Genomic DNA, 14557 nt, shown 5'->3' with positions numbered 1-14557 from the left:
GGTGCTTGGCGGCCTAATGCGCCACCTTGGTGAGGTTCGCCAGGCTCGCCGCCAGCTCATCGCTCCGGAATGGCTTTGTCAGCCGCGACAAATCCGGCGTGATGCCTTCGCTGTTGGCGTAGCCTGAGACCACGAGGATCTGGAGCTCGGGATATTGATTGCGCAGGATGCGGCCGAGGTCCGTGCCGCTCATGCCCGGCATGAGATGGTCGGTGATGAGCAGGTTCGGCCGAAGGCCTTCCCTGACGCGCTGAAGGGCGTCTTCCGCCGAGGCCGCCTCGACGACCCTGTAGCCGAGCTCGCTCAGCATTTCGGCGGTGCTCATGCGCACCAGCGGTTCGTCGTCCACCAGCAGCGCCGTGCCGGCGGCAAGCGGCTGCAGTTTCGGCTGGGGGACGATGTCGATCGCGCCTGGGGTCGCCTGGCTCACCGGCAGCCATAACTCCACCGTCGTCCCTGAGCCCACGGCGCTCCTGATCGTGAGCGCGCCGCCGAGCTGGGACGCCAGGCCGTGGACCATCGAAAGGCCGAGACCGGTGCCTTGTCCGACACCCTTGGTCGAGAAGAACGGCTCGACGGCGTGAGCCAGCGTGTCCTCGTCCATGCCGATGCCGGTATCGGCGACCGAGATGCAGACATAGGTGCCCGGCATCAGTCCCGATTCGTGTGCGCGCTCAACCCTGCGGGCCTTGGCCGAGATGCACAACTTGCCGCCGTCGGGCATGGCATCCCTTGCATTCACGCTGAGGTTCAGGATCGCCATCTCGACCTGGTTGGGATCGGCCATCGCCTCGGGAAGCCCTTCCGGCGTGTCCACCGTCACCTGGATCTGCGGTCCGGTCGTGCTCGAGATCAGGTCGCCCATCTCGGCGACGAGCCGGCTGATATTGACCGGAACGGCCTGAAGCGGTTGCCGGCGCGCAAAGGCGAGAAGACGCTGCACCAGCGTCTTGGCCCGCTCGGCCGCCTGCGCTGCGCCGGCGATCAGGCGGTGCTCGCGCTCGCCGCCGATGCCCTTGCGCTGGAACATGTCGAGCAGGCCGACGATCGGCGTGAGAAGATTGTTGAAGTCGTGCGCGACGCCGCCGGTGAGCTGGCCCATGGCCTCCATCTTCTGGGCGTGACGCAGCGCCTCCTCCGCCTGTGCGAGACGCGCCTGCTCCTCCAGGCGATCGGTCACGTCCGTCCCGGTCAGGAACGCACCGATCCGCGTGCCATCCGGCGCGCGCAGCGCCTCGAACCTCATCTCGTAGACGCGGCGGTCGAAGCGGGGATCGCCGAATTCCTCGATCGTGGTGAAGGCTTCGCCGCCCAGCGCGCGGCTCCAGATCGCCGTGGCCGCAGCGAGATGCTCCGGCCGGTCGGCCAGGAATTCGTGCAGGGAATCGCCGACCTTCGGCCACTTGCCGAAGATGCGCCCATAGGCATCGGCGCAGGACGCGTTGATGGCGAGCCAGCGATAGTCGAGATCGAGGGCCTGAATCTGCCCGTCGGTGGTCTCCACGATCGTGGCAAGCAGGTGTCGCTCGGCGGTGCGTTCGGCCACGCGCTGTTCGAGCGTGGCATTCAGCTCCCTGTAGCGCGCTTCGCTGGCCCGCAGCTGGGTCTCGCCGCGAACACGCTCGGACGTCTCGGAGACGATGCAGAGGACGCCGCCGACCGAGCCGTCGTCATCGGGTATGGCCGAATAGGAGACGTCCCAGTAACTCGTCTCGCCGTAGCCGTGACGCTCGACGTAGAAGGGCCGGTCCTTTGCGGCGAATGTTGTCCTCGTGCGGCGAACGCCGGCCAGCAACGGTTCGAGATCGTCCCACAGCTCGCCCCAATTCTCGATCGCCGGGCGACCGAGGGCGCGGGGATGATTGGCGCCGATGCCCGGCGCATAGGCGTCATTGTAGAGCGCGACAAAATCGGGGCCCCAGAACAGAACGATCTGGGCCTGCGCCGCCAGCAGCATGCCGACTGTCGTCTTGAGGGCCTGGGACCAATGATAGGGAGGGCCGAGCGGCGAGTCCGACCAGTCGAAGGCGCGCATCATCGCGCCCAGCTCGCCGCCATCGGCGAGGAAGGATACATCAGTCGACTGCCGAGCGGCTTTCTCAGACAGCACCGGACTCCCCGCGACGCGTGACATGGGCGTCCTTGCCCAACCGAGGCCCGGATTTCAAGGACTCGACGGCCGACAACGTCCGGCACGGCTTCTGGTTCCGTCGCAGTAGTTTTGCGCCGGCCTTGTGCTATTGCTGCCTCCCGCAACGACGCGAGGTTCCCATGCTCCCCATTCCCGCCGACATCTTCACCGAGCCTGAGGACGTCTCGCCCGACGCCCTCGCCAATCTCGGCCCGCTTCGCCGACTTGCCGGCACGTGGCAGGCGGACAAGGGCATCGACATCAATCCGAAGGCGGATGGTCCGGAGCGGCGCACCTTCATCGAGCGTATCAGGATGGACCCGATCGATCCGCAGGCCAACGGCCCGCAGCTGTTCTATGGCTTGCGCTATCACATCCACATCAACACGCCGGAAGAAGACATCACCTTCCATGACCAGGTCGGCTACTGGCTGTGGGAGCCCGCGACCGGGCTGATCATGCAGACGCTGGCGATCCCGCGCGGGCAGGTGCTGCTGGCCTCGGGCAAGGCCGGGCCGGATGACCGGAATATCTCGGTCACCGCGAAGCGTGGCGACACCGCTTACGGGATCTGCTCGACCGATTTCCTGGAACAGGCCTTCCGCACTGATTCCTACCGCTGCGACATCACCTTCAACGACGACGGCAGCTGGACCTATCTGATCCAGACCGAGTTGTTCGTCCGCGGCGCGCCGTTCAATCATCACGACACCAACACGCTCCAGCTCGTCGCACCGCCAAAGCTCAATCCGCTCGCGGTGATCGTCAACGATCGCGCCAAAGCCGACGGCGGCAGCGGAACGCCGGCTTGAGCGTCATCCGGAGATTTGCATGAAGCCCTATGTCATCTGTCTGATGCATTCGAGCCTCGACGGCCGCACGCATCCCAGCCGCTGGCGTCCGAAGGGCGCGGGCACGGACTGGTTCGAGAAGATCCACGAGGAGCTCGGCGGTGATGCCTGGGTGATCGGCCGTGTCACCGGCTCGGAGTTCGCCAAGGGCAAGCCCTATCCCGAAATGTCGGGCGAGACCTTTCCGCGTCAGAGCTGGTTCGCGCGGCGCGATGCAAAGACCTACGGCGTCGTGCTCGACGCGCAGGGCAAGATCGGCTGGGGCCGTTCCGACATCGGCGGTGATCCGATCGTGGTGGTGCTTACCGAGAGCGTGCCGGATTCGCATCTGGCGGGGCTGCGCGGCGAAGGCGTGTCCTACATCTTCGCCGGCAAGTCCGAGATCGACTCCGAGATCGACCTGGCGCTGGCGCTCGACATCCTCAATCATGAGTTGGGGGTGAAGCGGCTGCTGGTGGAGGGCGGCGGCGTCGCCAATGGCGCCTTCTTGCGCGCCGGTCTGATCGACGAATTCAATTTGATCCTCAGTCCGGCGATCGATGGGGCCAGCGGCGCGCCCTTCGTGTTCGATTCCATCGCAGCGGACAGCAACAAGCGCGCGCCCCTCACCGCGATGACGCTGGAGAGCGTGCGGGAGCTTGGCGGCGGTGTGCTGCTGCTGCGCTATCTGATCAAGAACGATCCGCAAGGCGTGGCCGGGTAAAGCGCCGCCATGCCTGATATGCCAGAGCACATTGTCATCGTCGGCGCGGGGGCGGCCGGCCTGATGGCGGCGCGTGCGCTCGCGCGCGGCGGCAAGAGGGTGACCATTCTCGAAGCACGCGAGCGCTGCGGCGGCCGCATCCATCCGCTGCCGGCATCGGAGTTCGGCTATCCCGCCGATGGCGGCGCCGAATTCATCCATGGCGAGGCGCCGGTCACGCGCGCTTTGCTGCGCGAGGCGGGGTTGTCGCTTCAGGAGATCGAGGGCACGCAATGGAGCTTTGACGGCACAGGGCTCTCGCGCGAAGAGCGCCACGATCCGCATGAGGCGGAGCTGCAAGCCGTGCTCGCGGAGTTGAAGGATGATCTCACCGTCACCGATTTCCTGCACCGCCATTTTTCCGGACCAAAATACGAGCGGCTGCGCTATTCCATCGAGCGCATGGTCGAGGGCTACGACGCGGCCGATCCGGCGCGCGCCTCGATCCTGGCGCTGCGCGAGGAATGGATGGACGGCGGGCACCACGCTCAGGCGCGCATCGTCGGCGGCTATGGCGCGCTGATCGATTTCCTGGCGGCCGAGTGCCGCGGGCATGGCGCCGCGATCCGCTTCGGCTGCGTGGTATCGGCCATCGAAGAGGCGGGCGGCGCGCTTGTCGTCCGTTGCGCCAATGGCGACGTGCACGGCTGCGATCGCGTGATCGTCACCGTTCCGCTGCCGTTATTGCCAGACATCGCTCTGCCCGTGGCTGCGCGGACGAAGGCCGCTGCCGCCGACGATATCGGCTTCGGCAGCGTGATCAAAATCCTGCTGCGCTTTACGCGGCCATGGTGGCGCGAGCACAAGCCTGACCTTGCCGACATGACGTTCCTGCTGTCGGACCAGGCCATTCCGGTGTGGTGGACGCGCTATCCGGACGAGCGTCCGGTGCTGACCGGCTGGTTCGGAGGCCCGCGGGCGGCGGAGCTGTCGCATCTCGATTCGCAAGGACTGGTCGACACCGGGCTGGACTCGCTCGCCACGATCTTCGGCTTGCCTCGCGAGGCTATCGCGCGCGAGCTCGTCGCGGCCGCGGCGACCAATTGGATGCATGACCCGTTCGCCCGCGGCGCCTATTCCTGGGCGACGCCGCGCACACGCGATGCGCAGGCGGTCCTCGCGCGCGCCGACGGTGCCGTGCTGTTCTCCGGCGAAGCGCTCTACCGGGGGCGCGACATGGGCACGGTCGAGGCCGCGCTGTCGAGCGGGCTGGCGACGGCGGAGACGATGTTGCGGGGATAAAAAAGGCCCGCGCATGCGCGGGCCTTTCGTTCGTCCGTGCCGGCCAGTTTACCAGCGGCTGCCGCCAAAGCCGAAGCTTACGCTGGGGCCGCCGCCGTAATAGCCGTACGGTCCGCCGCCATAATAGCCGTGGTGCCGCGGGTAGTAGCCGTAGTTCCGGTAGTGCGGACGATAATAGCCGTGGTTGTGATGGCGCCAGTGATGATGGCGATGGCCGTGATAATGGTGCCGGTGCTGCGCGCTGATGTCGGTCGGCGCGTTCTGCTTCGCGCTCGTGGTGTTGGCCGCGTTCGCCGCCGATCCGCCGGCCAGCGCCGCGGCACCGACGGCCATCACGGCAATGAGATACTTCATGTCGTCACTCCAGTTGAATGTCGTGTGACAACACATGGGTGCTCGCTGCGTTCCCGCCAGTGCGGGCGTCGAAACGACGCAGCGCGCGATGTTCGAGGTCAGCGAATCATCGCATGTCGTGGGATTTATTGTCGCATCACCACGCGTGCCGCATCGGTGCCATCACTTCGCCGCGAATGACGCGACCACGTCGCTCGCCGTGACGATGCGTGCGAATTCGCCGTTGAGATTCGACAACGTCATCGCGTGGATGTCCTCGGCCGAATGCGCATCGCCGTCGGGGCCGACCCGGTCGAACGTCCAGGTCGCATCGCGCACCAGGCGCGCATCGAAGCCGAGATTGCCGGCCATCCGCGTCGTCGTTTCGACGCAGTGATTGGTGGTGGCGCCGCAGATGACGAGTGTGGTGATACCGGCTTCGCGCAGGCGCGTCTCGAGGTCCGTACCGATGAAGGCGCTGTTGACGCGCTTGACGATCACGGGCTCGCCGTCCTGCTCGCGCGCCTCGTCCTTGACCGCATAGCCCGAGCGCGACGGCAGAAACGACGAGTTCGGCCTCGTGCCCTCGTGGCGGATGTGGAAGATCGATGCGCGATTGGTCCGGAACACCGCGAGCAGGTCGGCGATGCGCGCCACGGCCTCGGGATTGTTGCGCCGCTTGCCCGCCGCCTCCCATTCGTCGAAGGCGCGCTGGACGTCGACGACGATGAGGGCGGGGAGGGGAGTGGGCATGGCGGGGCGGGCTCGGCTGGTTTGTTGCGCCGACTATGCGCAGCGATCGGGAGGGTGCAATGCCAATCTTCCCTCGTTTCGCGACGGACAGTCTCGTAGGGTGGGTTAGCCGAAGGCGTAACCCACCACTGCTATCTCTGCGGCGACCAAAGAGGTGGGTTGCGCTGACGCTAACCCACCCTACGCACGGTCCTCACGGATGCGGATCGGGAAAGCCGTGCCGCTCTGACAGCGCGGCGAGGATGGCGTCCTTGTCGGCGATGAAGGCGCGGCCCTGATGGCTGCCGGTCTGGTGCCGCGACGTCGCGCCGTCCGCCAGCACGAGCAGCGGCAGCGACTGATTCTGTTCGCCGACCAGCGCGATCACGGATTGCCGCGGCCGCGGCCAGGCGATGCGCTCGATGTCGAGCTTCTCGGCAAGCTGTGGAAACGAGGCGAGCACCCCCTCCATCAGCGCGCAATGCCAGCAGTAGAAGCGTTGGCCCGGATAGGCGGGGTCCTCGAAGCCGGGGCGCAGCAGGAACAGGCGGTCGCGCGTCATGGGTCGCTCCGGAGATTGGTCGCTACCGTGGCGCGGCCAGCGGCAGGCTGACGTGAAAGACGGCGCCCCCTGACGGGGCGTTTTCGGCCCAGATGCGGCCGCCATGCGCCTCGACGATGGTATGCGCGATCGAGAGGCCTATGCCCATGCCTTGCGTCTTGGTCGTGAAGAACGGCTTGAAGATCTCGGTCACTTTCTCCGCGAGGATGCCGTGACCTGCGTCGGCGATGGAGACAAGGGCGAGGTTGCCCTCAGCGAGACTGGTTCGTCCGACGACGCGGCGCCGCTCGTTCGGAAGATGGGCCACGGCCTCCATGCCGTTCACGACGATGTTCAGGATGGCCTGCTGCAGCTGCACCTTGTCGCCTTTCACGCGGATGTCCGCGGGGACGGCTGAGTCACGAGCTCGACATCGTGGGTCAGGGCCTGCACGGAGAGGAATCGAAACACCTCGCCGACCGTGGCATTGAGGTCGAGCTCGCGCCGTTCGGTCGGGTCTCGCCTCAGAAACGAGCGCAGCCGGCCGATGACTTCGGCCGCCCGCTGATCGTCGCGCCGGATGTGGTCCAGTATGTCCCTGACTTCGCCGAGGTCGGGCGCCGGATTCCGCAAAATCTGCTGGGCGGTCTCGGCATTGATCAGAATGGCGGCGAGCGGCTGGTTCAGCTCGTGTGCGAGCGAGACGGACATCTCTCCGGCGGTCGCGCGGCGGTTCATGTGGGCGAGCTCCGACATGCGCTGGCGCGCCTCGACCTCGGCCACGAAGCGCAGCCGGCGCTCGCGCAGCAGAATGGTGATCATCAGCGCCTGCACCAGCACCACGCCCGCGATCATGATGGAGTGCCAGTAATACTGCTCCCAGAAGCTCGGTTGGCGGAAACGCACCTCGCTGCCGGGGGGCAGATTGGCTTCGTCCACATTCCAGCGTTTCAGCTGCCGCCAGTCGAAGATCGGCTTCACGTTGTTCCCGCTGACGGGTGCGATGCTCGACGGCGCTTCGCCGTCGAGGATGCGCATCGCGACCTCGCCGGCTTCCCGGCCGATGATCTCGGGCAGCAGCAGGAAGCCGCCCACGCCCGACCGTCCGAGGAACGTATCTGACGTGATGATGATCGGGCGGTTCGCATTCTCGGCGACGCGTGCGAGCGCCGCGGCGGGGGAATAATAGGTGCCTTCGCCGTCGGAATACATCGCCGAGGTCAGGATCGCAGAGCGGGCGGGCAGGGAGGCGACGTGACTGCGCACCTCACGCAGCACGGTGCCGGACAGATCGGTGACTTCGAGATCGGGCATGGCGGCCGCGAAGTCCTGCTTCCAGTGTCCGTATGTCAGTGGATTCTTCCAGGCTTCGCCCACGAGGACGACATGGGTCAGGTCGGGGACGACGGCGCGCGCCGCGATCAGCAGCTGCGCCGGTCTGACCCTTGCGAAGACGGCCGTCGTGTTGGGCAGGAACAGCGCGCGCGTCTCGGGCATGTCCGGCACGAAGCCGTACACGACAGGCGCGGCGGGCCAGATGTCCTGCTTGCGCGCCTGAAGGAATTTCGCCGATGTCACGCCGATCGAGACGATGACGTCGATCGGCCGATGCGCATATTTGGTCTTGAGATGACCGACCAGACTCTCTTCGTAGTCCGGTCCCGGGAAGCGGGCGAGATCGAGGCTCTCGCCGAAGATCACTGTGTGTCCCTTGCCGTTCTGCTTTGCGGCGGCGCGGATGCCGGCAAAGATCTCGGAATAGAAGGGCGAGCGAAAATCGGCTTCTTCCAGCACGAGGATCGAACGCTGCCGTGGGCCGTCGGCTGCGATGCATTCACGCGACAGGCTGGCGAGCAGGCAGACGATCAGGATGCGCACGAGCCCGGTGATCACAAGCATTGCTGGACTCTCGGCCCCCCGGCTCCAGTTGCAATCGGACCTCCTCGATGAGGACGCGCGCGCGAGCATACCCGCCTGACCGGGAGTTTCAAATGGAAGGATGCGCATCCGCTCCGCTGACGAGCGGGACGAGACGAAGTGCCGCTACTTGAACGGGTCCTGGATCGACGGCGACGATTGCCGGATGCGGCGCACGCTCACCGGCGTACCGTCGGAGACGAACAGCAGTTCATATCGACGTCCCTCGCTGTCGGTCGCCGAGCAGGTCACGTCGTTCACCTTCCTGGCAGCGAAGTTACCGGTCTGGCGGCAAACGCCGGTGGAGGCCTGTTCGGCGGGCACCGGCAATCCGTCGACCTTGGGCCGGTCCTTGGAGTTGAGCAGCATGCGGTCGATCGGCAGCTCGTAGGAATTGTCGTCGGCGCGCTTGCCGTTCTCGCCGGAGAACGACACGACGTGGTTCGCATCGGTGGGATCGTCGACGGCGACCGCGAAATTGACCCGGCCCGTGTCGCCATGGGCATAGGCGACCGTCTTGCAGGCGAAGGTGCGGCCCGCGACCTTCAGCGTCTTGCACTGGCCGGACATCAGCGCCAGCAGGTCGATCAGGGCGTTCTGCTGCGCCGGTGGGTTGTTGACCGGAATGGGCTTGGAATCTTCGGCGAAACAAGGGCTTGCCGAAGCTGCAAGGGCGGTGACGAGGGAGGCGGCGAGGGTTGCTGCGAGGACCGGTCGGCGGAGGCGCATCGTCAGGCTCGCATGCCGGGGGACGCTGGACATCGGGACCATGGAAAACGGGACGCGGCGAGGGTCCGCTTCATAACCGTCGAATCGCCAATTGGTTGCGTCCCGTTCGCATTGCCGAGTCCGTCTGGAATACCACCGCACCATCCCTGGCGATTCGTCCAAATCGCCCCACCGTCCCGGCGGGCACTAGCCGTCAGGCCGGTGTTTTTTTCGTGGCAGAGCTAACCCATCGTCGCCTGCCAGCGCGTATCGCGGAAGGAGGGGCGGCGGTGCAGGCGGGCGTCGAGCAGGGTGCGCGCGCGGGAGAGTTCGCCGCTGCGCATGAGGGCGACGATGAACGTGTCCTCGATCAACTCGCGCTGGGCATGGCTGCCGCCGATGCGCACGACCTCGCTCAGCACAGGCGCGAGCAAGCGTACGCAAGCCGCATGATCCTCGTCAGCAAAGGCCGCCAGTGCGCGGCAGATCGCCGGCACCACGGGGCCGGCCGCCAGCTTGCCGTCGGCCAGGCGCTGCTCGATCACGGCAAGGCGGGCGGCGAGCGCCTCCTGATTTTGCGTTGCGGCGGCGAACAGCGCCATGTGGACGTCGGCGAACGGCAGGCTCGATTTCGGAAACAGTTTTTGCGCCGTCGCGTCGGCCTCCACCCACAATGCCTTCGGCACCGCATGGCCGTACGTCGACAGGCGCCAGAGCAGCGAGGCGCCGTCAGTGATGATGTTGAGCGGCGGCGCCTGCGTGGCCGAGGGCTGGAGCACGTCGGCATAGATCTTGAGCGCCCGTGCGGCATCGCCATGCTCGAGCGCGCCGAGTGCCTGATGCCAGCGGATATGGCCGTGCAGGATGCCGGCGCGGTCGTAGGAGGGGATCCAGTCGTCGACGAGACGATCGGCTTCTTCGATGGAGCCGTCCTCGAACATCGCATGCAGCACGGCATGCGCGGCGTGGGCGTTGGCGCGGCGGAGATTGAAGCCGCGCTCGGTGACGGGCCGGCCACGCGCGACGTCGCCGTTCTCCGTCATCGCCCAGCCATACAGCGTGAGGAACCACCAGTCCTCGCCATAGTGCTGCGCGACGCGCTCGCACAGCTCATGCCGCGCGCGGTCGTGATCGGCCATGCCGGAGAAGGCGAACAGGCCGAACGCACCGAGCGGCAGCGACAGCACGACGGCATCGCGGGGCCAGCTCTCGACATGCTGCAGCATCGCTGCGATCGCTTCCGGCAGCCGGCCCTCGATCGCGAGCGCCAGCGTCTCGACATGCGAGCGCTCGCGCTCCGTGCCGCGCCTCGCAACGAGCTCGCGCGCGGCCGCCGCCTTCTGCCGCGCGAGATCGCCCTGTTGATAGAAAGCATGCACGCGGCCGCGGGCGATATGGGCAAGTGCGAAATCCGGATCGGTCGCAATCGCGCGCTCCAGCGCCTCCGCCGTGCCGGTCCAGCCTGCGAGCATGAGGTCGACACCCTCACGATAGGCGGCTGCCGCCGCATTGGATGCGGTTGAGAGCGGCAGGCCGTAGCGGTCCTCATGCGGCATCGTCGTCTCCCGCTGTCAGCTCGTCCGCGCGCGGCGGCCTTCGATCGGATAGGCCGGGTCGTTGTAGCCCGGCGTCGAGGGATGGCCCGGCACGACCAGTCGATCGATCAGCGCTTCGTCCTCCGCGGTGAAGCGATAGTCGAGTGCGCGGATGTAGTCGTCCCATTGTTGTTCGGTGCGGGGGCCGGCGATGATGGAGGTCACGAACGCCGAGTTCAGCACCCAGGCGACGGCGAACTCGCCGGCGGTGATGCCTTTCTTCTCGGCGTGAGTCTTGATCTCCTGTGCGAGCTGGAGCGACTCCGGCCGCCACTCCGTCTGCATCATGCGGGTGTCGTTGCGGCCGGCGCGCGTCTCCTTGTCCGGGGCGGCATCCGGCTTGTACTTGCCCGTGAGCACGCCGCGCGCCAAGGGGCTGTAGGGCACGATGCCGAGGCCGTAATAGGCGCAGGCCGGAAAGTGCTCGACCTCGGGCATGCGGTTCATCGCGTTGTAATAGGGCTGGCTCACCGCGGGCCGGTCGATGCCGAGCCGGTCGCAGATGTTGCAGATCTCGGCGACGCGCCAGGCGCGATAGTTGGAGACGCCGAAATAGCGCACCTTGCCTGATCGGATCAGATCGCCCATCGCGCGCACCGTCTCCTCCAGCGGCGTCGCATGGTCTTCCTTGTGCAGATAGTAGATGTCGATGTGGTCGGTGCCGAGCCGCTTCAGGCTTTCGTCGGCGGCCTGCATGACCCAGCGCCGCGACAGGCCGACGCGGTTGGGATCATCACCCATGGGATTGGCGAGTTTCGTCGCGAGCACCCAGGCGTGGCGGTTGCCGGCGATGGCGCGGCCCACGACCTCTTCGGATGCGCCTTTCGAATAGGCGTCCGCCGTGTCGATGAAGTTGATGCCCGCGCCGTGCGCCTTGTCGATGATCCGTTTCGATGCGGCTTCATCGGTCGGCCCGCCGAACATCATGGTGCCCAGACAGATCGGCGAGACTTTCAGGCCGGTGCGGCCGAGCTGGCGGTATTGCATGAGTGGTCCTCGAAGCTTTCGGAGGCGACAGCATAGCTATCCAGCCCCGTCATTGCGAGCGCAGCGAAGCAATCCAGAGATGCGCCCGCGGGGAGAGTTCTGGATTGTCTCGCTGCGCTCGCAATGACGGGTGGCCATGCACTCATGCCGAATATTCGGTGTCATCGCCCGACTTGATCGGGCGATCCAGTATTCCAGAGACGGCTGTGATTGAGCCGAGAGGCCGCAGCGTACTGGGTCGCCCGGTCAAGCCGGGCGACGACAGTGGTGGGTGTGGTTGGCAGCGGGGCTGCCTAACGTGTGCCTACGCCGGCCCCTTCAGGATCTTGAACACGCCATTGGCCATCACGATGCAGCGATCGTCCACCGTGACCTCGGTGCTCATGAAGATCAGGCTGCGGGTCGAGCGCACCACGCGGGGGCGGGAGATCAGGATGTCGCCGATCTGGCCGGCCTCGACGAAATGGGTGTCGAGTTGCACCGTCGCCATGAATTCCTTGCCGGAAGTGTAGCGGGCGGTCATGCCGCAGGTGCGGTCGGCGAAGGTCATCATCACGCCGCCCTGGACCATGCCGCGGCGGTTGTGGTGCTTGTCCTCGGTGGCGAGTGCGAATTCGTATTGGCCGTCGACCTCGCGCTCCCACAATGGGCCGATCAGGTGCATGAAGCCCGTGGTCTCCAGGATGCTCCAGCCCTCTGATTTGAGCCTTGCGGCGGCCTTGTTGGTCATCTCGTCGTCCATTCCTCTGCGGGCCTTCGATCTCATTTCATCGGGGCCGGACGTGGTGTAGTCAAGCATGATGAGACCGTTCGACGATGCCACACGGCGGAATATCGCGGCTGCCTGCACAGCCTTCACGCGGCTGCCGGAAGACGGCGCGGCGCCGGCACTGAAGCGCGCCGCAGTGGCGGTCGCGCTGACTGACGCGGGCGAGGGCGACGACACCGCGTTCCTGCTCACGCTGCGCGCATCGCATTTGCGCGCCCATCGCGGCCAATGGGCGCTGCCGGGTGGACGCTGCGATGCCGGCGAGACGCCGGTCGAGGCCGCGCTGCGCGAGCTCGACGAGGAGCTCGGCCTTCGCCTCACCGGCGCTGATGTGCTCGGCGCGCTCGATGATTATCCGACCCGCTCCGGTTATCTGATCACGCCGGTCGTGGTCTGGGCCGCAGACAGCGCTGCGATCCGGCCGAACCCCGATGAGGTCGCCTCGGTCCATCGCATCGCGCTCACGACGATCGAGCGCGAGGACGCCTTCGACTTCATCGCGATCCCCGAGAGCAGCCGCCATGTGATCCGCTTCCATCACCAGATGAGCCTGATCCACGCGCCGACGGCGGCGCTGATCTACCAGTTCCGCGAGGTGCTGGCGGGGCGGCAGACCCGCGTCGCCGAGCTGGAACAGCCGGTGTTCGCCTGGAAGTGACGATGGTAAACGGCACGTTAACGTGACGGTTACCGGATGCCTGCTAAGAGGGCAGCATGCATCAATCGATTCGAAAAAGTCTGGTTGCGGTTCCATTTGTGCTCGTTCTGCTCGCGCCCGCCGCGCGGGGCGGCGAGGCCGACGCGCTGCCGCCGTCCGTCAGCAATGCCAGGGCGCAGCTACTGTCGCAGTTCTTCGCGCAAGGTGGTGCCTCGCCCGCCGTGCTCGAATATCGCCGCAAGCTGCAGGAATATCAGGCGGCGCGCGGAGCCTTCGACGAGGAAGCGGGCGCCTATTGGAGCCAGATCTCCGAGAAGCGGAAAGGCCGCAACGCCAAGCGGCGCAGCGGGCAGCAGATCACGCTCGACGATTACGTGCTGGAGCATCCGCCGGTCTATACCGGACCGAAGCGTCCGGTGAATCCGGAGCCGGAGGAAACGCCGGAACGCCCCGCCAAGAAGCCGATTCCCGTGGTCGCCGATCTGCTGCGCGCGGCGCAGGAGCTCTACCAGTTCACGCCGCAGCGCCCCTCCAGCGAGGTCGAGTTCAAGCGCGCCTATGCGCGCTACGCGCTTGCTTCGGGGCTGACGCGCGAGCAGGCGGTGCGGGTCTACTCGTTCGAGACCGGCGGCACCGGCAGCTACGACGTGCAGGCGGGCATCGAGCATGGCGGCAGGCGTGCGATCTCGACCGCGATGGGCTACAACCAGCTGCTCACCACCAACAGCGTCGAGCTGCTCGCCGAGCAGGGCCATGAATTCATCCGCGCGCTCTCCGACAAGGTGGCGCGGGCCTCAGGTCCGGCGCGCCAGGCGCTCGAGCACAAGCTCGCCATTCTCAAGAAGATGGTGGCGCATGCGAAGTCGGTGCCCGACACCTGGTCGGAGCACGAGAAGATCGGCAACACCGCGCAGGGCTGGGCCATGCATGCGATGGTGCTGGACATCGACATCGGGCCGATGCTGCAGACCCACAAGCTGCTGACGTCAGTGCTGTTCGCACGCGCCAAGGGCTACGCGCGCCCGCTCACCGCGGCCGAGCTCGAGATGATGAACCTCACCGGCGACGGCACCGGCCTCGACATGGTGACGATGCCGCAGGCGATGCGCGAGCAGGTGCCGACCTCGAACTTCTTCCAGCGCGGCGGCTACGAGCGCAACCCGGTCGCGATCCGCCACAACACGGTGGCGAAGCTGCTCGCGGTGACGGACGAGCGGATGGACTCGAACAGCGGCAAAGCCGGCGCAAGGGAGCTGGCGGCGGCGTTTTGAACGGCGTCGTCCCGGCGAAGCTGCCGTAGGGTGGGCAAAGCGAAGCGTGCCCACCGCTTTCGACCAGAGTTTGCTGACAG

Annotated in this window: 15 protein-coding genes; 5 read left to right on the top strand and 10 right to left on the bottom strand. The window is 66.4% G+C overall.

Translation table 11 applies throughout. The features are described 5' to 3' along the window. Positions 1-13 precede the first annotated feature (13 nt). Positions 14-2134, bottom strand: coding sequence for a hybrid sensor histidine kinase/response regulator (locus tag XH79_RS22930; protein WP_271583026.1), 2121 nt, complete (start codon positions 2132-2134; stop codon positions 14-16). Positions 2135-2271: 137 nt separating this feature from the next. Between XH79_RS22930 and XH79_RS22925 the strand changes: the two genes are divergently transcribed. The 3 genes from XH79_RS22925 to XH79_RS22915 are packed head-to-tail and all read left to right on the top strand — an operon-like array spanning position 2272 to position 4966. After that, entirely contained in the window at positions 2272-2943 is a 672-nt protein-coding gene (locus XH79_RS22925) for an FABP family protein (RefSeq protein ID WP_212341213.1), read from the top strand. Between the two features lie 19 nt (positions 2944-2962). Next, positions 2963-3685: a RibD family protein gene (locus XH79_RS22920; protein WP_271583025.1), complete on the top strand. Its 723-nt coding sequence runs from the start codon at positions 2963-2965 to the stop codon at positions 3683-3685. Positions 3686-3694: 9 nt separating this feature from the next. Then, positions 3695-4966: a flavin monoamine oxidase family protein gene (locus tag XH79_RS22915; RefSeq protein ID WP_271583024.1), complete on the top strand. Its 1272-nt coding sequence runs from the start codon at positions 3695-3697 to the stop codon at positions 4964-4966. Between the two features lie 48 nt (positions 4967-5014). Here the strand turns inward: XH79_RS22915 and XH79_RS22910 are convergent, their stop codons facing one another. From XH79_RS22910 to XH79_RS22870, 9 genes are all read right to left on the bottom strand, one after another. Then, complete coding sequence (locus XH79_RS22910) at positions 5015-5320, bottom strand: hypothetical protein (protein ID WP_271583023.1); 306 nt, start codon at positions 5318-5320, stop codon at positions 5015-5017. A 162-nt stretch (positions 5321-5482) separates the two neighbouring features. Next, positions 5483-6052, bottom strand: coding sequence for a cysteine hydrolase family protein (locus tag XH79_RS22905; RefSeq protein WP_212341209.1), 570 nt, complete (start codon positions 6050-6052; stop codon positions 5483-5485). Between the two features lie 193 nt (positions 6053-6245). Next, positions 6246-6593, bottom strand: a complete 348-nt coding sequence (locus XH79_RS22900; RefSeq protein ID WP_271583022.1) for a DUF3088 domain-containing protein — start codon at positions 6591-6593, stop codon at positions 6246-6248. 22 nt (positions 6594-6615) lie between these two features. Further along, positions 6616-6966, bottom strand: a complete 351-nt coding sequence (locus XH79_RS22895) for a sensor histidine kinase (protein WP_271583021.1) — start codon at positions 6964-6966, stop codon at positions 6616-6618. Then, entirely contained in the window at positions 6963-8471 is a 1509-nt protein-coding gene (locus tag XH79_RS22890; RefSeq protein ID WP_271583020.1) for a sensor histidine kinase, read from the bottom strand. The genes XH79_RS22895 and XH79_RS22890 overlap by 4 nt, the downstream gene beginning before the upstream one ends. A 144-nt stretch (positions 8472-8615) precedes the next feature. Further along, a complete protein-coding gene (locus tag XH79_RS22885; RefSeq protein WP_271583019.1) occupies positions 8616-9218 on the bottom strand; it encodes a hypothetical protein in 603 nt (200 codons plus the stop codon). 221 nt (positions 9219-9439) lie between these two features. Then, a complete protein-coding gene (locus XH79_RS22880) occupies positions 9440-10753 on the bottom strand; it encodes a tetratricopeptide repeat protein (RefSeq protein WP_271583018.1) in 1314 nt (437 codons plus the stop codon). A 15-nt stretch (positions 10754-10768) separates the two neighbouring features. Further along, a complete protein-coding gene (locus XH79_RS22875) occupies positions 10769-11779 on the bottom strand; it encodes an aldo/keto reductase (RefSeq protein WP_271583017.1) in 1011 nt (336 codons plus the stop codon). A gap of 304 nt (positions 11780-12083) precedes the next feature. Further along, positions 12084-12509: a PaaI family thioesterase gene (locus tag XH79_RS22870; protein WP_212341542.1), complete on the bottom strand. Its 426-nt coding sequence runs from the start codon at positions 12507-12509 to the stop codon at positions 12084-12086. A 67-nt stretch (positions 12510-12576) separates the two neighbouring features. On the opposite strand from XH79_RS22870, the gene XH79_RS22865 reads away from it, so the two are divergent. Together XH79_RS22865 and XH79_RS22860 are read left to right on the top strand one after the other, a co-directional pair. Further along, positions 12577-13206: an NUDIX hydrolase gene (locus XH79_RS22865; RefSeq protein WP_271583016.1), complete on the top strand. Its 630-nt coding sequence runs from the start codon at positions 12577-12579 to the stop codon at positions 13204-13206. Positions 13207-13262: 56 nt separating this feature from the next. Beyond that, positions 13263-14477: a hypothetical protein gene (locus XH79_RS22860; protein ID WP_271583015.1), complete on the top strand. Its 1215-nt coding sequence runs from the start codon at positions 13263-13265 to the stop codon at positions 14475-14477. Positions 14478-14557: the final 80 nt, after the last annotated feature.

Source organism: Bradyrhizobium sp. CCBAU 45389, assembly GCF_028128625.1.
GTDB lineage: Bacteria > Pseudomonadota > Alphaproteobacteria > Rhizobiales > Xanthobacteraceae > Bradyrhizobium > Bradyrhizobium liaoningense_B.
The sequence above is the reverse complement of the archived record's forward strand: the minus strand, read 5'-3'. Positions and strand labels throughout refer to the sequence as shown.